16 protein-coding genes and 2 tRNA genes are annotated in these 18,893 nt (G+C 67.1%); 10 read left to right on the top strand and 8 right to left on the bottom strand.

What is annotated here, in order from left to right; genetic code table 11:
• The first annotated feature begins 28 nt into the window (after positions 1 to 28).
• The 5 genes from OH146_RS02780 to OH146_RS02760 all read left to right on the top strand — a co-directional run bounded on the left by OH146_RS02780 (position 29) and on the right by OH146_RS02760 (position 5,496).
• Positions 29 to 1,435, top strand: coding sequence for a M14 family zinc carboxypeptidase (locus tag OH146_RS02780; RefSeq protein ID WP_265157155.1), 1,407 nt, complete (start codon positions 29 to 31; stop codon positions 1,433 to 1,435).
• Positions 1,436 to 2,368: an ABC transporter permease gene (locus OH146_RS02775; protein ID WP_265157153.1), complete on the top strand. Its 933-nt coding sequence runs from the start codon at positions 1,436 to 1,438 to the stop codon at positions 2,366 to 2,368. It abuts the gene before it with no gap.
• Positions 2,361 to 3,245 (top strand): ABC transporter permease, encoded by an 885-nt coding sequence (locus OH146_RS02770; protein ID WP_265157151.1) that lies wholly within the window; start codon positions 2,361 to 2,363, stop codon positions 3,243 to 3,245. The genes OH146_RS02775 and OH146_RS02770 overlap by 8 nt, the downstream gene beginning before the upstream one ends.
• A gap of 61 nt (positions 3,246 to 3,306) precedes the next feature.
• Complete coding sequence (locus tag OH146_RS02765; RefSeq protein ID WP_265157149.1) at positions 3,307 to 3,834, top strand: GbsR/MarR family transcriptional regulator; 528 nt, start codon at positions 3,307 to 3,309, stop codon at positions 3,832 to 3,834.
• A gap of 21 nt (positions 3,835 to 3,855) precedes the next feature.
• Positions 3,856 to 5,496 (top strand): dipeptide ABC transporter ATP-binding protein, encoded by a 1,641-nt coding sequence (locus OH146_RS02760; RefSeq protein WP_265157147.1) that lies wholly within the window; start codon positions 3,856 to 3,858, stop codon positions 5,494 to 5,496.
• Between the two features lie 60 nt (positions 5,497 to 5,556).
• On the opposite strand, the gene OH146_RS02755 is transcribed toward OH146_RS02760, so the two are convergent.
• The 4 genes from OH146_RS02755 to OH146_RS02740 all read right to left on the bottom strand — a co-directional run bounded on the left by OH146_RS02755 (position 5,557) and on the right by OH146_RS02740 (position 11,629).
• Entirely contained in the window at positions 5,557 to 9,396 is a 3,840-nt protein-coding gene (locus tag OH146_RS02755) for an SCO7613 C-terminal domain-containing membrane protein (protein WP_265157145.1), read from the bottom strand.
• Positions 9,397 to 9,596: 200 nt separating this feature from the next.
• Positions 9,597 to 9,806, bottom strand: a complete 210-nt coding sequence (locus OH146_RS02750) for a DUF2510 domain-containing protein (protein ID WP_265157143.1) — start codon at positions 9,804 to 9,806, stop codon at positions 9,597 to 9,599.
• Positions 9,807 to 9,991: 185 nt separating this feature from the next.
• Positions 9,992 to 11,434 carry a right-handed parallel beta-helix repeat-containing protein gene (locus OH146_RS02745; RefSeq protein WP_265157141.1) on the bottom strand — a complete coding sequence of 481 codons (1,443 nt, stop codon included), beginning with the start codon at positions 11,432 to 11,434 and terminating at the stop codon, positions 9,992 to 9,994.
• A gap of 121 nt (positions 11,435 to 11,555) precedes the next feature.
• Positions 11,556 to 11,629, bottom strand: a tRNA-Gly gene (locus OH146_RS02740).
• Between the two features lie 140 nt (positions 11,630 to 11,769).
• Between OH146_RS02740 and OH146_RS02735 the strand changes: the two genes are divergently transcribed.
• The 5 genes from OH146_RS02735 (at position 11,770) to OH146_RS02715 (ending at position 15,959) form a co-directional block, all read left to right on the top strand.
• Positions 11,770 to 11,843: transfer RNA gene (locus OH146_RS02735), tRNA-Pro, on the top strand.
• A gap of 53 nt (positions 11,844 to 11,896) precedes the next feature.
• Positions 11,897 to 13,243, top strand: coding sequence for a trigger factor (gene tig, locus OH146_RS02730; RefSeq protein ID WP_265157139.1), 1,347 nt, complete (start codon positions 11,897 to 11,899; stop codon positions 13,241 to 13,243).
• A gap of 156 nt (positions 13,244 to 13,399) precedes the next feature.
• Positions 13,400 to 14,554 (top strand): trans-sulfuration enzyme family protein, encoded by a 1,155-nt coding sequence (locus OH146_RS02725; protein WP_265157137.1) that lies wholly within the window; start codon positions 13,400 to 13,402, stop codon positions 14,552 to 14,554.
• Positions 14,555 to 14,649: 95 nt separating this feature from the next.
• Positions 14,650 to 15,261, top strand: a complete 612-nt coding sequence (locus OH146_RS02720; RefSeq protein ID WP_265157135.1) for an ATP-dependent Clp protease proteolytic subunit — start codon at positions 14,650 to 14,652, stop codon at positions 15,259 to 15,261.
• A 44-nt stretch (positions 15,262 to 15,305) separates the two neighbouring features.
• Positions 15,306 to 15,959, top strand: coding sequence for an ATP-dependent Clp protease proteolytic subunit (locus OH146_RS02715; RefSeq protein ID WP_265160613.1), 654 nt, complete (start codon positions 15,306 to 15,308; stop codon positions 15,957 to 15,959).
• A 67-nt stretch (positions 15,960 to 16,026) separates the two neighbouring features.
• Here OH146_RS02715 and OH146_RS02710 read toward each other — a convergent pair whose 3' ends face one another.
• From OH146_RS02710 to OH146_RS02695, 4 genes are all read right to left on the bottom strand, one after another.
• A complete protein-coding gene (locus OH146_RS02710) occupies positions 16,027 to 16,692 on the bottom strand; it encodes a copper resistance CopC family protein (RefSeq protein ID WP_265157133.1) in 666 nt (221 codons plus the stop codon).
• 2 nt (positions 16,693 to 16,694) lie between these two features.
• Positions 16,695 to 17,360: a YcnI family copper-binding membrane protein gene (locus OH146_RS02705; protein ID WP_265157131.1), complete on the bottom strand. Its 666-nt coding sequence runs from the start codon at positions 17,358 to 17,360 to the stop codon at positions 16,695 to 16,697.
• A gap of 97 nt (positions 17,361 to 17,457) precedes the next feature.
• Positions 17,458 to 18,120, bottom strand: coding sequence for a hypothetical protein (locus tag OH146_RS02700; protein ID WP_265157130.1), 663 nt, complete (start codon positions 18,118 to 18,120; stop codon positions 17,458 to 17,460).
• The gene (locus OH146_RS02695) at positions 18,117 to 18,797 is read right to left on the bottom strand and encodes a copper resistance CopC family protein (RefSeq protein ID WP_265157128.1); all 681 of its coding nucleotides are present in this window, start codon (positions 18,795 to 18,797) and stop codon (positions 18,117 to 18,119) included. The genes OH146_RS02700 and OH146_RS02695 overlap by 4 nt, the downstream gene beginning before the upstream one ends.
• Positions 18,798 to 18,893: the final 96 nt, after the last annotated feature.

The raw sequence follows: 18,893 nt of genomic DNA, 5'->3' as shown, positions 1-18,893 counted from the left end.
AACCAGCACCGTGCACCACTCTGCGGCAGTGCGCCGCTCCACCGAGGTCGGCTCGCCGGAGGATATCCTCCGGCGGGCCGCCTCCGCCCCTGACCACTCCAATTTCCCGACGGTCGACGAGCTTGTCGCAGGCTTCGACGCACTCGAGGCGGCGCATCCCGGCCTCATCACCTCTCAGCGCATCGGCACCAGCCGGCTCGGGGAGCCGATCCGCATGTACTCCATCGGCGCAGACGCGACGGACGGTATATCAACGCTCTCCCACCTGGTCGTCGGGGGCGTGCACCCCAACGAGCCCATCGGCGCGTGGACGGCGACCCATCTGCTGCAACAGCTCGCAGAGGATGCTGGCCTGCGCGAGGGCCTCGGCGCGCGGTGGCACATCATCCCCTGCATCGATCCTGACGGAGCGCGGCTCAACGAGGCCTGGTTCAAGAGGCCGGGCGAGCGCTCCCACTACGCGCGCAACTTCTACCGTCCTGCACCTGACGAGCAGGTCGAATGGACCTTCCCGTTCGCCTACAAGCGGGCCTACTTCGACCGAGTGCTGCCGGAGACACAGGCGCTCATGCGGGCCATCGATTCGACGCGGCCCGACCTGTACGTCGCTCTCCACAACGGGGAGATGGGCGGGGTCTACTACTACCTGACCCGCGAAGAACCAGGGCTCTACGAGATGCTCCACCGCATCCCGGCGCATCTCGGTGTGCCCCTCGACAAGGGCGAACCGGAGTCAGCACACCTCGAACCTGTCGCCCCCGCGATCTTCGTCACTGGCCCTCTCGAGGAGGTCTACGACTGGCTCGAATCGCTCGGCGTCGATCCGTTTCCCCCTGGCTCGGGCGGCGACGCCTCCAGCTCCTACGCCCGTAGATATGGCACGCTCTCGCTCATCGCCGAGCTGCCGTACTGGAAGCACCGGGACGCCGACGACACCTCTCCCGTTGATGAGTCATACGCCTCGCTGCTGGCCCGCACGGGGGCAGTGCTGCGCGACGCTGGCCACCAACTCGCCGAGGTGCTCGAGCAGGCGAGCCCCGAGCTCACGCTCGACACGCCGATGTTGCGGGCGAGCCGAGCGTTCGTGCCCATGGTCGCCGCGACGGGGCTCACCAACATCGCCCGCGGGGAGCAGCCAGAGACGGCTCGTCCGGCGACGGCGGCGGAGCGGGCCGGATGTCTCGAGACCGTGCACATGTACCGCCTCCGCTATGGGGGCATGCTTCTGCGGGCCCTCTCGGCGGAGTGCGCCGCGGGCACCGCGACCCACACGCTTCGGCGCTTGGTCGACGAGCTCGAGATGCTCTACTCCGAGTGGCTTGCTGATGCGGCAGTGGATGACGCTGACGCCGAAGTGATCCCCGTGTCGACGCTTGTGGGCGTGCAGTACGGGGCCATACTGGCAGCAGCAGCCCACCTGGCCGCTGGAGTCTAGATGCGCCCGGCGCTCGCCCTTTTGCAGCGGATCCTCGGGTTCGTGATCGTGTTCTTCGGCGTGACGTTTGTCATCTACTTCGCTGTCTTTAGCCTGCCGGGAGACCCCATCCGCGCGCTCGCAGGCGACAGAGCGATCCCGCAGGGCGTGATCGACGCGCTGCACGCTCAGTACCGGCTCGATCAACCGCTGTGGCAGCAGTATTCCGCGTACATCGGCGGGCTCTTCCACGGAGACTTCGGAATCGACTTTCGGGGTCGGCCCGTGGGGGAGCAGATGCTTGCCCGCTGGCCCGTCACGATCGCGCTCGCGCTGACAGCGTGGGGCATTGAGGTCGTGCTCGGAGTGGCCATTGGGGTGATCTCGGCGCTGCGCAAGGGCACCGTGATCGACAAGAGCCTGCTCGCGCTGACCGTCTTGGCCAGCTGCATCCCCGTCTTCGTATTGGGAGCGGTCGCCCAGCTGGTCTTCGGCGTAAGCCTCGGTTGGCTGCCCGTCGCGGGCGTGAGCGATGGCTGGCCGATCTCCTACATCCTTCCGGCCGCCGTAATTGCGGTCTTCGGGCTCGCCGCGGTCTCCCGTCTGGTGCGAAGCTCCGTTATCGAGAGCCTGGGCTCCGACTACGTTCGCACGGCTCGTGCAAAGGGCCTCGGCGAGCCTCGGGTTGTGGGGGTGCATGTCATGCGCAACTCCCTCATTCCCGCGTCGACGTTCCTCGCCACCGACCTCGGCTACCTCCTTGGCGGCACCGTCATCATCGAGGGGATCTTCAACCTCCCCGGTGTCGGCAACCTGCTGTTCTCCGCCATTCGGTCCCACGAGGGGGCGACGGTCGTGGGAGTGTCAACCGCCCTCATCCTCATCTTCCTCATCACGACCATCGTCGTCGATGCGCTCCACGCCGTCCTCGACCCGAGGAGCCGACTTGGCTGACACCCTTCCCATCGTCACCCCCGCCCGTCACCAGCCGCGGGGCCTTCGCGCTGTCCTGCGGCGCCCCATGTTCTGGCTGCCGGCCGCTGTGCTCATGCTATTCATCGCGATGGCGCTCCTTCCGGCCCCCTTCGCCGGCATCTTTGGTAACGGTGACCCGCGCGCCTGCAACCTCGCCGACAGTGCAGCCGGTCCCAGACCGGGGCATCCCTTCGGCTTCGACCTTCAGGGCTGCGACCTCTGGGCCAATGCTGTCTATGGGGCACAAGCATCCATCACCGTCGGAGTGGTCGCGACCCTCATCGCATTGGGTATCGCCATCGTGCTGGGTACCCTCGCGGGACTGCGGGGAGGCGTCGTCGACTGGCTCATCTCCCGCGCCACTGAGGTGTTCCTCGGATTCCCCTTCCTCCTCGCCGCCATCGTGGTGCTCAACAGCGTGGGGGAGCGCACGGTGTGGACCGTCAGTCTCGTGCTGGGCGTTTTCGGCTGGCCCACTATGGCTCGTCTCATGCGCGCGTCGGTGCGCTCGATTCGATCGAGCGAGTACGTGCTCGCCGCGCGAACTATGGGGCTCGGACCGGCACGCATCATCAGCCGATACGTGCTGCCGAACTCACTCTCGCCCGTGTTCATCCTTGCGACCATCGCGATCGGTGCTGTAATCGTCGCCGAGAGCTCCCTCACCTATCTCGGCATCGGGCTCCAGCCACCGGCCATCTCTTGGGGGTTGCAGATCGCGGCCGGCTCCCGCATCTTCCAGTCAGCGCCGCACGTGCTCCTTCTCCCCTCGGGTTTCCTCGCCGCAACCGTCTTGAGCGTCATCGTGCTTGGCGACGCGCTAAGGGCGGGGAGCGATCCAAGAAGGCTGCAGTGAAAGAGAATGGACGCCGATGGGGAACGACCGCCTCATCGAACCATACGAAAGGGGAGCTGCCGTGAGCGATCGTGACGCCGATCCCGCTGACCTCAGCGGCGATGAACGCGAGGCCGTCCGTCGCCAGTTCGCCGAGGACATCAGCCTCATCTGGGAGATGGCGGGAACCTCGCGCATGGACGGGCGGGTTCTCGGCTACCTCATGATTATGGACCGCGAATACATCTCCTCGGCCGACCTCGCCAAGGCGCTGCGCGCAAGCACCGGGGCTGTCTCGATGGCTACCCGTCGCCTCCTCGACACCAACTTCATCCGTCGGCACTCAGTGCCGGGGGACAGGAGCCACTACTTCAAGGCTGAGGACGACCCGTGGGGCAGCTTTCTTGCGAATGAACGCCGCTACTTCGAACGTGAGATCAAGACCCTCGATGAGGGCTTGAAGTGGCTCAGGCCCGAGGAAGTTGGGGCTCGCATCCGTCTGAAGAACGGCCGCGACTACCTTCGATGGGTCATGGACTACCACCACAAGATGCTCGCAGATTGGGAAGCGCACAAGGCGGAGCGCGACGCCCTCGACGAGGAATCCTAGGGGCACGAGAGGAATGCAAGCATGACTGACGACACCGGCGTGCTGCTCGCCGTGCGATCACTGCGGGTCGCATTTGACCTCGAAGGCGACTCGCACGTGGGCGTCGCTGACGTGAGCTTTGAGGTCGGCGCGGGTGAGATCCTCGCCATCGTCGGTGAGTCAGGTTCGGGAAAGAGCGTCGCCTCCATGGCGGTGCTGGGCCTGCTGCCCGAGAACGCCTCAGTGGAGGGCGCGATCGAGTTCGAGGGCCGCGACATCCTGGGGCTGAGCGCGGGAGAGCTTCGAGGCATCCGGGGCAGCGGCATCGCGATGATCTTCCAGGATCCCGTCGCGGCGCTCAACCCGGTTTTCACGGTTGGTTTCCAGATCGTGGAGGCGGTGCGAGCCCAGAACGGCGGACTGCCGAAGGCGCAGGCTCGACGCCGCGCCGTCGAACTCCTCGAGCTCGTCGGCATTCCCGATGCCGAACGCCGCCTCGATTCCTACCCGCACCAGCTCTCCGGAGGGCAGTGCCAGAGGGTGATGATCGCGATGGCCCTGGCAGGAGAGCCGCGCCTGCTGATCGCCGACGAGCCGACCACGGCTCTCGACGTCACCGTGCAGGCCGAGATCCTCGACGTGCTTAGGAGCCTGCGCGATCGCGTCGGCCTCAGCATCCTCATGATCACGCACGACATGGGGGTCGTGGCCGACATCGCCGACCGCGTCGTCGTGATGAAAGAGGGAAATGTCGTGGAGCGGGGCAACGTGGCGGAGATCTTCACGCGCCCGCAGGCCGAATACACACACCGGCTGCTGAGTGCTGTGCCCAGATTCGGTGGACGCGACGACGCCACGCATGCTGAAAGCACCGAAGCCACCCTCTCGGTGCGCAGTCTCGTGGTCGAGTACGGTGGACGGCTTCGCGGGCTGGTGCGTGCGGTTGACGACGTCTCCCTCTCAGTCGCACCTGGCGAGATCCTCGGTGTCGTGGGGGAGTCGGGCAGCGGCAAGACCACGATCGGCCGCGCCGTGATCGGGCTCGCCCCTGTCACCGCGGGCACGATCGAGGTGTGCGGTGTGGACCTCGCCACTCGCGATCGCGTCGCTCGGCAGCGGATGCGCCGCCGTGTCGGGGTTGTCTTTCAGAACCCTGCCACCTCGCTCAATCCACGGTTCTCGGTCGCCGAGACGGTATCGGAGCCACTGCGCATGATCGCCCGACTGCGGGGCTCAGAGCTGAGTGACCGCACGGACGCGCTCCTTGCCTCGGTCGGTCTCGATGGCCGCTGGCGTGAGCGCTACTCCCACGAACTCTCGGGAGGTCAGCGCCAGCGGGTCGCCATCGCCCGCGCCGTTGCACTCGACCCAGACCTTCTCATTGCCGACGAACCGACGAGTGCTCTCGACGTCTCTGTGCAGGCCCGTGTGCTCGACGTCTTTCGTGAACTGCAGGAGAGACTGGGCTTCGCCTGTGTCTTCATCAGCCACGACCTTGCCGTCGTAGACAGCCTCTGCGACTCCGTGGCCGTCATGCATCGTGGAAGAGTGGTCGAGCAGGGGTCGCGCGCCCGCGTGCTTTTCGACCCGGCCGAGGAGTACACACGACGTCTCATCGCTTCTGCCCCTGTGCCCGACCCCGCTGAGCAGAGGCTGCGCCGGGAGGCACGGCGCGCCGTCTGAGGTCGCGTCCGTTCGAGGTTGTCCCCGTCGCGAACGCCGGGCTTGCTTCGGCCGCTGGCCTCAGCGGAGCCCGCTGATGCTCGTGACGACCCGGTTGAGGTCGCGTATGCGCCGTTCATAGCGGATGGCGATGGCCATGATGATGGCGCCTCCGATTCCCGCCCAGATGTACCAGTCGGCCAGCTCATAGACGGCGCGGATCTGGGGTGCGAAGGTGCGCAGTGCGTGGGCGATGACAACGATGGTGCCGATCACGAAGGGTGCCTGGAGACGGAGCATGACGCCCGCCACGATCGTGATCACCGCAGCAACGCCGAGTCCGACGAGCCGCCAGACTTCGGGGTCGATGAAGGTCAGCAGCAGGCTCGGCATCAGGAGGAGCGCGATGCCGGGGCCGAGGTGTGGCCAACTGCGTGCTGCGCTGTCACGGGCAAGTGCGAGGCTTCCGGCTGCGAGCAGAGCGAGCGCGAGGGGCAGGCTGAACTGTTCCAGATGCTGGGTGTGGGCGGCGCCGACGAACGCCGTGGCCGCGGCGAAGCCGAAGCTCATCCAGCCGGTGAGGACCCCGAGGGGCAGTGTGCGCCACAGCTCCGACGCGACGTGGAGGCAGACGAACGCGCCCGTGACGATGCCGAGTCGGATGGCCGGGTCGTCGTCGCTCAGCGCTGCGCCGATCTCGACAACCGCGATGAGGGCGAGGGCGGCGCGAAAGATCCACGCACCCGCCGTGCGCACCGTTGCCAATGCCGTGGCGGTGACTCCCGCGTTCTGCCCGCCACCTGTGCGTGTCGCGGCCGGGCGGATGCGGCAGAGCACGACCGCGCACGCGACGAGCGCCAGAGCTCCGGGCCCGAGCCACACCTCGGCGGGTGTGCGGCTGTCGATGGACTGTGCGCTGCGCAGGGCCGTCACGCCGAGCACACCGAACAGACCGGGAACGGATGCCGCGGCAGCGAGCCTGACTAGGCCGTCGCGATCTATGGCGGAGCGTCGCGCGACGACAGTGCTCGCCGTGACGAGGAGCGCGCCGCTGACGGCGAGTGTCGCGATCGCACGGATTGTCGCCTCGTCATTGGGGCCGACTGTCGCGACGGTGAGAGGAACGATCGCGAGGAGAAGGCCGAGCATGAGCACCCACGCCGAGGATCGGGCGGGAGCTGCGGCGTGGTCGAGTTCTCGGCGGCGCAGGAGTATGGCGATGACGACGAGGGCGAGCGCCGGCGGGAGCACGTAGGGCTCCGGGCTGGTGATGTCGGCGTCAGCAAGCGCCCACCAGAGGGCGCCTGTCGCGAGCGCGAGGGCAGCCCAGCCCAGGTGGCGCCGGCGCGACTGCGAGGCGGTGAGCCCGTCGGAGCTTGTTGCGAGGAGCGCGACCGTGATGGAGGCGAGGGCAAGCGCGATCCACCCTTCGTCCAGTGTTCCTGTCGCACCTGCCGTGAGGGTGGGCAGGAGCGTGACAACAGCTCCCACATCAAATCCCCAGCGTGTGGCGGCGTGGCCGGCCGGTTCGTCACGAAGGCTGAAGAGCAGGGCGACCCCGGCGACGATTGCGGCGACAAGACCGGGCGCGAGCGCAGCCGCTGGTTCGCCCAGGTAGACGTGCGCTGCGGTGCTGACCGCGAGGGCCGCGGCGGGCGCGACGAGGGAGGCACTCGCTTGGCGTTCGGCCGCGGAGTCTGCAACGGACGCGCGGGCGGCGAGCGCGCCCGCGAGCACTATGCCCGCAGCGATGGTGACAAAAGGCAGCGGCATCGACGGGCTCCACTGCGCGAGGATGCCGAAGGAGGCCAGGACAGCAACGGTGACGGCCGTCCAGAGGACGGCACGCCGTTCGCCCGGGCCGAGGGGGAGGCGGGGGACAACGGCGATTGCGGCCAGCACGGCGGCCGCGCCCAGCGCCGAGGGAGGTGAGGTTCCGTTGGTCGGCAGAAGCTGGGCGGTCCCGGCGATAGCCGCGAGGATGATGACGATGGTCGTGGTGCCCGCGAGGACGGCTCGCAACCCGCCGCTTCGCAGGGTACGACGCCCGATGAGGGCGGAGGCGACGACGAGCAGGCTCGTGAACGGCCACGTGTCGTCTGCCGCCCACCCTGCCGTCCAGGCAAACGTGACGCCCCCCAGCGCAGCGATCGCAGTCGCCGTCGGGGCGAGTGCGGGGCGCGCGAGGCGGAGGGCGAGGCCGGCAATACCGAGCGCCGACCACAGCGCGATCGCCAGCGCGGGCGTGGGCAGCGCGGGTGGCGCCAGAAGCGCGGTGGCGACGGCGAGCACGGCCAGCAGCGGCCCGAATCGACGGAGAGTGCGGGTCATCGCGGCCGCTCCGAGGCCGGCGAGCACAGCGAGGGCAAGGGCTGCCCACGCATCGAGCCGGTTCACATCCCACGGCTCCGTGAGCGTGAGGGCAGCGACGCGGGGAGGATACACAGCCTCGACCAGATGGGCGGCGAGTGCCCCGAGAGCCAGAATGCTGGCAGGCACCAGCGCGAGGGCCGCGGTCAGCGCGGAGCCGATCGATGCGACACGCAGAGGAACACGTAGCCGCGGGCCGGATTGCTGAGCGATGAGAAGCACGAGAAGTGTGACGGCGAGCATCGGTGCGACGACGATCAGGAGGGGCAGCTCGGAGTCCGCAAGGGAGCGGAGACCATAGGCACCGCCGGCTGCCGCCGCGAATACCCCGCCCCCAGCGGACCACGCGATGGCCAAGCTCCGGTCATGCCCGCCCGTTCCTGCCGAGTGGAGGAACGCATGCAGCGCTGCCACGGCAACACAGCCGAGCAACCCGAGGGTGAAGCCGAAGGGCGAGGCTGGCCACAGCCCGATGCTTACGAGTGCCGCAACCAAAATGGCTGGTGCGCCGGTGGCGGTCAGCAGGATCCGCTCGGCAACGGCGGGGCGCCGCGCCGCGTCGGTCGATGGCACCAGCCAGGCCGTGTGCTGCACGGCGGTCGTCAGGGCGATGGTGAGGGCGATCAGATAGACGGATGCCGCAGCATCCAGCTCTTCTGTGGCGAGTGCGACGAGAAGGCCGACGCCCACGGGAATCACCGCATAGCCAACGAGCTGGGCAGCGCGCACGCGGGCTGTGCGGTACCAGACGATGTAGCCGAAGCCGCTTACGAGGAGAACGGTTCCCCAGTAGCCGCGGCCATCAACGACATCGAGAGCGAGCAGCCCATTGGCGCGGAGGGCGAAGGCATCGAGGTACACGAGCACGAGCGCGAAGACTGCGGTCGCCTCGCTACTGGCGACCAGAGCCCGCCGTCTCAGCAGCGACGCGCCGACGAACGCGGCCACCGTGACAACGCCGATGATGAGTGACCGCCACATGAGGCCGTAGTTGATGAAGGCGTAGACCATGAAGAATACGGCGAACACCGAGAGCAGTGAGATGCCGGTGATGAGAAGCGCGACCTGAACTCCGGAGCGGCGCTGTCGTCCCGTGTCACTGGCATTCGCCGCCGCGGCCGGCCTGGCCGAAGGAGCAGTGGAAGGCGGCGTCGCTGCCGGCGCTGGCGGCGCTGCCGGCGCTGCGGAGGGTGCGGGAAGTGGCGGAGCGGCACGCTCGATCGGAGTTGCCGATGATGGGCTGACGGATGCCACGGCGTCTGTAGGCGCGGATGCCACCGCCGCAGCCGTGGCGGCGCGCATGCCGGCGATGAGGGAAACGCGCTGCTCGAAGAGTTCGGCGGCGCGACTCGAGAGTTCGGCAAGAGCCGCGGCATCCGGGTGGGTGAGGACAAGCCCGCAGCGATGGCAGGTCGTCGCGCGAAGCGCCGTGAAGCACGCGGGGCATCTCGTGGTGTCGCGAAGGTCGGCGATACGAGGTGGCAGGTCCGCTCGTGCCTCTGCTGCCCTGAATTGGTGCTGCGTCGAACCGGGATGCTGCCCTGTGCTCACGTGTCGCCTTCCGCTCTGCTCGAGGCTGACTCTAGCGGGCGTCGCGACGGGCGGAGCGGCTCACGCCCGCCCTGTGGAGAACCCGGCGCTGCAGAACCCGGCGCTGGAGAACCCGGCGGTGGAGAACCCGGCGCTGGGGAGCTCGGCGGTGGGGAAGTCGGCGGTGGAGGTGTCTCGTGAGGAGGCTGAACGCCTTCGGCTCAGGGGCGACCGACCATAGGGGTGCGGTACGCGGCCGAGACCTGGATCTCGGGGCGAGGCTCCTGCACCTCGTTCGTCCACATGAGGCCGTTCCACCAACGCACCTGCGGGAGACCGAGCGGGTCGTGGTACCAGCCCGCTGGTGCGTTTGATGCGGGGCGCTGGCCCTCGTCGGAACGAGTGCTCGTGAGTGCTGCGGTAGAAGACATCGGGTGACTCCTGGAGGCGAGTTCGCCGGCTTCGGGGGACCGGGCGACTGTGATCGGGGTTGCCTAGATGCTAGCCCCCTGTACGGGGGACATTGCAAGACCGCAAGGGGTACATTTTGGCCCACGGATGGGGGCCGCCCGGAAGGGGGTATGGATGGGCTGTCCGGCCCCTGCCGCCCTCCTCGTCAGAAGTCGCCGATGTTCTGCTCGATCCACGTGCCTGTCTTGGTGTGGGTGACGCTGTAACCGCCGCCGCCATTGGATGCAAGGTCGTTTGCCCACACCACGGCATCAGCGGTGGAACGCGATGAGCCGGAGAGGAGGATGCCGCTGCCTGCGTTGGCCCGGATGACGTTGCTGAGGATTCGGGGCTCGGCCATGGAGGAGTCGATGCGGATCCCATCACGCTGCGCTGACGTCGCATCCGTCCCGTTGTCGCAGATGTGGTTCGACCGAATAAGAAGGTGGGCGATCACGGGGTGCGAAGTAGCGTGGCCGAAGAACACTCCGGCCCTGGAATTCTCGACGATGGTGTTGTCGCTGATCTCGATGTGAGGTCCGATGTTCGTCGTGCTCGCAGTGAGGAAGCCGCGGATGCCGAATCCGGTGTTGCCCTGGATGCGATTGCCCGCGATCGAATACCGGCCGCTGCTGGCGTGGCCGATGACGATTCCGCCGCCCGCCCCGCTGCCGGTGCCGTTCTCGGCTACCTGGTTGCCGCGGAAGATTCCGCCGTGGCCGGCGGGCACGCCCGCGCTGGAGGAGAGGCTGGTGCGCGACAGCTCGAACCCCGCCTTCTCGTTCTGGATCACCGTGTTTCCCTCGAAGATCGCGTCCCGAGAGCCCGCATCCTTCAGCCCTATCCAGTTGCCCGAGACGTGATTGCCTATTACGCGCAAGCCCCTCGAGAGCAGGGGAGTGTCGGTCGTCGTGGTCGCCGAGGTCTGCGTCTCCGTGAAGATGCCGTGCACGCCATTGCCAATTGCGCTGCATCCAGTGATCGAAACGCTCTCGATGTCGGAGGCACCGGTCCCGATGCCGAAGCCAGACCCGCCGAGCGCTGTGTCTCGATTTGTGCCGGTGACGGTGATGCCACGCCCGCAGTTCTTAGCAACACAGCTCACGAATGATGTGTCCTGCACGAAGTCGACGCCAAAGCCCGTCGCCCACGTGTTCTCGATCGCGACATCCGAGAAGGTCGCGCGCACCAGGTGCTGGATGAAGATGCCCTTGATGCTCGTCTGGTAGGAGCCGAACGCCTGGTCGCTGCCGTCGATCGAGAAGTTGCGGTAGACAACATCCGCGATGGGGTTCAGGAGCGAGGTGTTGTGGATCGAGACGGTCGCGAGGATGGCGCTGCGATTGCCCCGGGGTCTGAGCACGGTGGCTCCTCGTGCTTCGCCCTGGAGTCCCGCTCCCGATCTGGCCACAAGGGAGTCGTCCAAGCGGTAGCGGCCGGCGGGCAGGAATACCGCGCACGAGATGCCCTCAGCGAGGTACAGCGCGTTCGCCGCATCGAGTGCACGTTGAATGATGTGGGCGACGCTGGCGGAATCGTCATCGTGAAGGACTTCGTTGCCCTGTAGGTAGTCGCGCACGTCGATTCGGTGAGTTCCAGTCACAGACATGCGCCATCTTCTCAGCGCACACGATGAAGGTCTAGGCCGCGGGACTGATGTTCATCAACAGGATGCACGGCTGACGCCTGCGTTTCCCGAGATGGGCGCGTCATGCAGGAGGCCGACTCGGTGGAGGGGATGACGGGAATCGAACCCGCGTAATCAGTTTGGAAGACTGAGGCTCTACCATTGAGCTACATCCCCGCAGCCCCATCGCGATGGGGGCGCGGAGCAATTCTAATACATGCACGACCCCGCCCCGGTGACAGGGAGGCCGCTGTGCAGCGCGCGAGGCGCCGTCGGCTAGACTTGCCCAGGCCCTTTTGTGGGATGCCGACAGTTCCCGGGGCGTAGCTCAGGTTGGTAGAGCGCTCGGTTTGGGACCGAGAGGTCGCAGGTTCAAATCCTGTCGCCCCGACATATTTCCCAAGTTTCCAACGTCGACAACAAACACCAGGAGAAAGCAGCAACGTGAAGACCACGGTGGAGAAGCTGAACCCGACGCGCGTCAAGCTCGTCATCTCGATCAGCCCCGAAGACCTCAAGCCCAGCATCGACCACGCCTACAAGCACATCGCTGAGCAGGTCAACATCCCCGGCTTCCGCAAGGGCAAGGTGCCGCCGGCCATCATCGATCAGCGCGTGGGCCGCGCCGAGGTGCTCAACCACGCCGTGGGCGAGGGTCTCGACAGCTTCTACCGCACGGCTGCCGAGGAGAACAAGATCCGTCCGCTGGGGCGCCCCGAGGCGGATGTCACGGCTCTCCCCGACCTTAAGGACTTCTCGGGCGACCTTGAGGTCACCGTCGAGGTTGACGTGCGCCCCGAGTTCACGCTCCCGAGCCTTGACGGCCTCGAGCTCACGGTCGACGCTGTCGAGGTCTCCGACGAGGAGGTTGACGAGGAGCTGCAGAACCTGCTCACGCGTTTCGGCACGCTCGTGACGGTCGACCGCCCCGCCAAGACGGGTGACTTCGCACAGATCGATCTCGTCGCGACGATCGACGGCAACGAGGTCGACACGGCCAAGGGCATCTCCTACGAGGTCGGCTCGGGTGAACTCATCGAGGGCATCGACGAGGCGCTCGACTCCCTCACGGCGGGCGAGACCACGACCTTCGAGGCGCCGCTGCTCGGTGGCGACAACGCGGGCCAGAACGCCCTCATCACGGTGACGCTCAACGCTGTCAAGGAGCGTGAGCTGCCGGAGGCCGACGACGAGTTCGCGCAGATCGCGAGCCAGTTCGACACGATCGGCGAACTCAAGGACGACCTGCGCGAGCAGCTCGGCAAGCGCAAGGTGATCGGCCAGGGCACGCAGGCGCGCGACCAGATCGTCGACAAGCTCCTCGAGCAGGTGGAGATCCCCGTTCCCGAGAAGCTCGTCGAGGACGAGGTGCACCGCCACCTCGAGAACGAGAACCGTCTCGAGGATGACGAGCACCGGGCTGAGGTCAAGGAGTCGAGCGAGAAGACGTTCCGCACCCAGATCCTTCTCGACGCCGTCGTTGAGGCCGAGGAGATCAAGGTCGGGCAGAACGAGCTCACGCAGTACCTCATCCAGGGCGCCCAGCAGTACAACATGGAGCCCGGCGAGTTCATCCAGATCCTCGATCAGAACGGCCAGATCCCGGGCATGATCGGCGAGGTGGCCCGCGGCAAGGCCCTCGCGAAGGTTCTTGCCAAGGCGAAGGTTGTCGACAGCAACGGTGCCGAGGTCGACCTTTCTGCCTTCACCGCCGGTGCGGAGGACGAAGACGGCGACGTCGAGTTTCCGGTCGTAGAGGAGCACGACGAGCACGCAGGGCACAACCACTAGGTTCTCCGAGAAGGGGCCCGCGCACCTCGGTGCGTGGGCCCCTTGTCATGCCGCCGGCGCGAGCGGTCGGACATTACCCCTGCCCTCCGCCGAGGGCCGTAGATTGATGTGATGACTGCGCGCCCTGACAAGCACAGACCAGAGACCCTCCGCCCGATGAGCCAGTCGGTGCACGCGGGCAACCGGATCGACGAGGCCACGGGGGCGGTGCGTGCGCCGCTCGTGCTCGCGAACTCGTATGCCTTGCCCGACGACCCGAGTGCGATCAGTTGGTCGTCTTCTGAGGCCACGATCTACACGCGAAATGGTGCCGCGAATCAGAAGCTTCTCCAGCAGAAGCTGGCGCTCCTCGACCGGGGTGAGGATGCGGTCGTGCTCGCCAGCGGGGTCGCAGCACTCCACGCCGTCTTCTTCACGTTCCTTCGCTCCGGAGATCATGCGGTCATCGCCGATCAGACCTACGAGGCGAGCTTTCGGCTTTTCGACGAACTCTTTCCCGAGAAGTACGGCATCGAGGCGAGTTTTGTCGACACGTCAGACCTTGACGCCGTGCGCGCTGCGATCCGTCCCACCACCAGGCTCATCCATACGGAGACCATTGCGAATCCGACGACCAGGCTGGCGGATGTCGCGGCCCTCGCCTCGATCGCCCATGAGGCCGGTGCCCTGCTCTCCGTGGACTCGACCTTCACGCCGCCGCCGTTGGCGTTCCCTCTCGAAGCGGGCGCCGACCTTGTCGTGCACTCCCTGACGAAGTACATCAACGGGCACGGTGATGCGATGGGCGGCTCGGTGGTGGGCTCCGCCGAACTGGTCGGCAGGATCAAGGCCGACGCGATGGTCGATGTCGGGGGCGTGATCAGTCCGTTCAATGCGTGGCTGATCACAAGGGGTGCGGTGACGCTGCCCCTGCGGTTGCGCCAGCACGTGGCATCCGCTCAGCAGGTCGCTGAGTTCCTCGAGGGCGAGCCCCGCATCGCCTACGTCTACTACCCGGGTCTGCCATCGCATCCGCAGTATGATCTCGCCCGCTCGCTCCTGCCGAACGGTGCCGGTGGTGTCATGTCGTTCGCCGTCAATGGCGACCCGGATGCTCAAAACCGGTTCGTCGCAAACTTGCGGGTCATCACGTCGGCCGTCTCACTCGGGCACGATGAGTCGCTCATTGTGCACGTCGGCGCGGGGGGCGCGCGTGTCGTGCACTACCCGGAGGAGTTCCGGCGCTTCGGCCACCTGAGGCTCTCGGTCGGGCTCGAGGATGCCGAAGACCTGGTCGACGACCTGCGCTCAGCGCTCGACGCAACGTTCTGAATGCCGGCGGCTCTGCCCACAGCGAACGTGGCCGGGGATGCGCGTTGCCCCACGATAGATTCGACATACGCGATTACTGGAATGGAGCGTAGCCAATGGCCCAACCGGCACTGGTCAGCAGTGTTTTCGACCAACTCCTCAAGGACCGCATCGTCTGGCTCGGGTCAGAGGTGCGAGACGACAACGCGAACGAGATCTGCGCCAAGATCCTGCTTCTCGCGGCCGAGGACCCGAAGCGCGACATCTACCTCTACATCAACTCGCCCGGCGGCTCGATCACGGCGGGCATGGCGATCTACGACACGATGAAGTTCGTTCCCAACGACATCGTTACTGTCGGCATCGGCCTTGCCGCATCGATGGGGCAGTTCCTGCTCTCGTCGGGCACCAAGGGCAAGCGCTACATCACGCCCAATGCGCGCGTCCTCCTCCACCAGCCTTCCGGCGGTTTCGGCGGCACGGCGGCGGACATCCAGACGCAGGCCAAGGTCATCCTCGACATGAAGAAGCGGATGGCGGAGCTCACCGCCGAGCAGACCGGCAAGTCGGTCGAGCAGATCATCAAGGATGGCGACCGCGACAACTGGTTCACGGCCCAGGAGGCGCTCGACTACGGCTTCGTCGACCATCTGCGCGAGTTCGCGTCGGATGTTGCGGGCGGCGGCGGCACGGACGTCGAGGCGTCCAAGGCCGAGTCGAAGGAATAGGAGGCCGGCCCATGGAATTCACGACCCCGACAGGACACGCATCAATGCTCAATTCGCCAGGCGGCATCGCCCGCCCCGCCGAGTCCCGGTACATCCTCCCCAGCTTCGAGGAGCGCACCGCCTACGGCTACAAGCGCCAGGACCCCTACGCGAAGCTCTTCGAGGACCGCATCATCTTCCTCGGCGTGCAGATCGACGACGCTTCGGCCGATGACATCATGGCGCAGCTCCTCGTGCTCGAGAGCCAGGACCCTGACCGTGACATCGTCATGTACATCAACTCGCCCGGCGGCTCCTTCACCGCGATGACGGCCATCTACGACACGATGCAGTACGTGCGTCCGCAGATCCAGACGGTCGTGCTCGGGCAGGCCGCCTCGGCCGCCGCGGTGATCCTCGCGGCGGGCACGCCTGGGAAGCGACTCGCCCTGCCGAACGCGCGCATCCTCATCCACCAGCCCTCCGCAGGTGATGCTGGCCGTGGGCAGGCGTCAGACATCGAGATCCAGGCGCGGGAGATCCTCCGGATGCGCGAGTGGCTCGAGGAGACGCTGGCAAACCACTCCAACCGCACGAAGGAGCAGGTCAACCAGGACATCGAGCGCGACAACATTCTGAGCGGTCAGGAAGCCCTCGAGTATGGTCTCGTCGACCAGGTGCTCACCTCGCGGAAGAACGTTCCGGCGATCGTCAAGTAGCGACCTTCGCGAAAACCGCGGAAGAAGGCCCCGTCACCCTCGGGTGGCGGGGCCTTCTCGCATGAGGTCAGGACTCGCGTTCCGGCTCCTCGCTCAGCACAGCCGACTCGTCTCTAAAGCGTCGGCGCGTCAGTGCGAGGGTCGTGGCGACGGCGAGCACCAGCAACGCCGCCGCGCCCGCGACCCAGAGAACATCCGAGGGGAGCCCCGCGGATGTCTCGTCGGGGGAGGCAACCTCCTCAGCGGTAGTCTCGCCGGGTCGCTCCTCACTCTGCTCGGCGACCGTGCTGCCGCATGTGGGTGGCGCCTGCACTCCCTCACTCGTTCCGGCTGAGTCTCGGGGGGACCAGGTGAACGGGATCTCGCCGGAGATGGTGTGGCCGTCGGCCGAAACCGCTTGCCACACGAGCGTGTAGTCGCCTGCGGTCCCGAGGGCAGCGGCGGTCGACATGCTCGGTCCCTCGACCGTGATGCAGCCGTCGCCGTAGAAGAGACCCTGGTCGTCGACCACCTGCATCGCGAAGCCGTTGCCGTCTCCCGCGAGGTCGAGGAGCACGTCGTTGGTCGTGATGACGAACCGCTCCGGTAGCTCCGTCAGGCTCTCCCCTTCTCCCGGCGTCGTGGAGACGACGTAGTTGTGAGCGAGGGCCGGGGTGGGAGCGCCGAGCGCACCCACCCCTGCGAGCCCCAGGACCGCGGAGAGCGCGATCGCGATCCTCGAACGGGCCCGCATGCTCACCGCGTCGCGGTTCCGCGACGAAGACCCAGCACGATGCCGATCGCGCCGAGTACGAGTCCGCCAAGGCCGAGCGCGCGGGCGAGCACGTCGTCGCCGTCCGTGGAGTCGGATGCCGCGGCATCCGTCTGCTCGTCGGTTGCGGCATCCCCGTGCTCGGTGGAGCCCGCACCGCCGTGCTCGTGGGTGTCTCCCGTCGACTCGAGGAGCGTGAGCACAGGAGCGGGGTGCTCAGGCTCCGCGTCGCCCTCCGCAACCTCGGACCAGTCGGTCTGGCCCGTCTCGCACTCCTGCAGGACGGGGAAGGCGAGGGTCTCGCCCGCCTCGCCCTCGGGGAGGAGCACCGAGAGGGAGAAGGTGTCGCGGCGATCGTCCGGCAGGGGGGTGATTGCCGTGTAGGTGACCGTGCCTTCGCCCTCGGTGATGGTCCAGCCGGGATTGATGGTCGGGGTCACCGACTCGACACCCTCAGGGAGCGTAAAGGTGAGAGCCGTCGTGGGAGAGCCCTCGCAGCCGTGGCCGACGGCGAACTCGAGGGCCGCATAGGAGCCCGCCGCTGCCTCGCCGGGGGAGACCGTGACGTGGGCGAATGCCGCACCCGGTGCGAGGAGTGCGAGGAGGGCTGCCGCGCCGAGTGTGCTCGCGGCGATGGTCGTGTTCTTCATGAGTGGGTCCTTCGTATGTGCGGGCGCGCGAACGACGCCCGTCGCTGATTGCGGGTCGCGGGTACACCTGATCGAGCGGACGCCGATGTCCGCTCGATCAGACGTAGGACGCTGCTGGAGGACCGCAGTGTTGAAGGAAGCCCGACAGCACGGGTCGCGCCCCCGGTCTGACCGGAGGATCCACGGGGGAGAGCGCGAGCCGGAGCCGTGCAAAGGCGGCGGGCGGATCCGCGAGGAGGCGCATCGCGACGCCGACCGCATAGCGCAGCCGCGCCAGCGCGCTCATGACGGAAGACACGACTGTTCGCGACAGGCTCCGCGCGAGGGCGTCGCGCAGCACGAGCACGAAACCGAACGTCAAGATGGCGGCGACAACGTGTGCTACGACCATCTCGGGAGTCGGCGCGATCGAAAGCTCGGGACCGGAGCCCGCGCCCGTCGGCACGGGCACGGCGGCATGGTGGTGATGACCGGCCGCGGGCACGAAGGACACTGTGGCCGTTGCATCCGCCGTTCCGAAGACGGCGAAGAGCGTGTGGTACACCGCCTGTGTCGCGGCGATCGAAACGGCCAGGGTGAGACGCGAGACGCGAGCCCGGAAGAGGCCGATGCAGAGAGGAACCGAGAAGGCGAGGGCCAGGATGAGCGCGACGCTCTGCGGCTCACCGCCACCACCGGTCACGTGCGAGAAGGCCGCCACGTGGGTGGCGAAGAGCGCGACCAGGCAGCCGCGGAGCGCAGCAGACTGCCGCTGGGTCATGAATCCCTGCGACGGGTCAGCAACAGAACGACGCCGACGGCGATGATGACGACGATCGTGCCACCGACGATCCACGGAAACACGAGGTCGTCGTTCGACTCCGCCTCGCTCTCCTCGGTGGGGCTGGGGTTGGCGGATGCCTCGTCCCCATCGTCTCCGACCTCGGATCCGTCCTCGGCAGCCTCCTCGGGCTCGGGGCTCGGACTCGCTACGGTCTCACCGCAGACGGGCGGCTCGCTCGATCCGGGGGAGAGGGGGGCATCGCCCGTAGGCTCCCAACGGAACGGAATCGTGCCCGAGATCGTGTGGCCGTCGGCCGAAACTGCCTGCCAGGCGAGCGTGTATTCGCCGGCCTCACCCAGAAGGGCCGGCGTGCTGATGCTGGGGCCGTCGATCGTGACGCAGCCGTCCCCGTAGTAGAGACCCGCGGCATCCGTCACCTGCATCGCGGCGCTTGCATCGAGAAGCGTGTCACTGGTGGTGACGAGGAAGGCTTCGGGGAGCTCCGAGAGCACTTCACCCTCGGCGGGCACTGTGTCGACGACACTGTTGTGCGCGGTGGCGGGCAGTGCGGTGAGGGGCAGCGCGGCGAAGCCCACGGCAGTGAGGACGGCGGCCGTGAGGGCGAGCGCGACGGCGGCGGACGGTCGCCCCACGAATGCCTTCTGCCTGCTCATGACCTCACCCCGTGCTTTCCGTTTCGAGCGTGCACGGCCATTCTAGGCGCGCGGAAGAGCCGTATTGCAGCACAGTGTCACTGGAACGGGTTAGGC

The organism is Homoserinimonas sedimenticola, from assembly GCF_026094475.1.
GTDB classification, from domain to species: domain Bacteria; phylum Actinomycetota; class Actinomycetes; order Actinomycetales; family Microbacteriaceae; genus Homoserinimonas; species Homoserinimonas sedimenticola.
The sequence above is the reverse complement of the archived record's forward strand: the minus strand, read 5'-3'. Positions and strand labels throughout refer to the sequence as shown.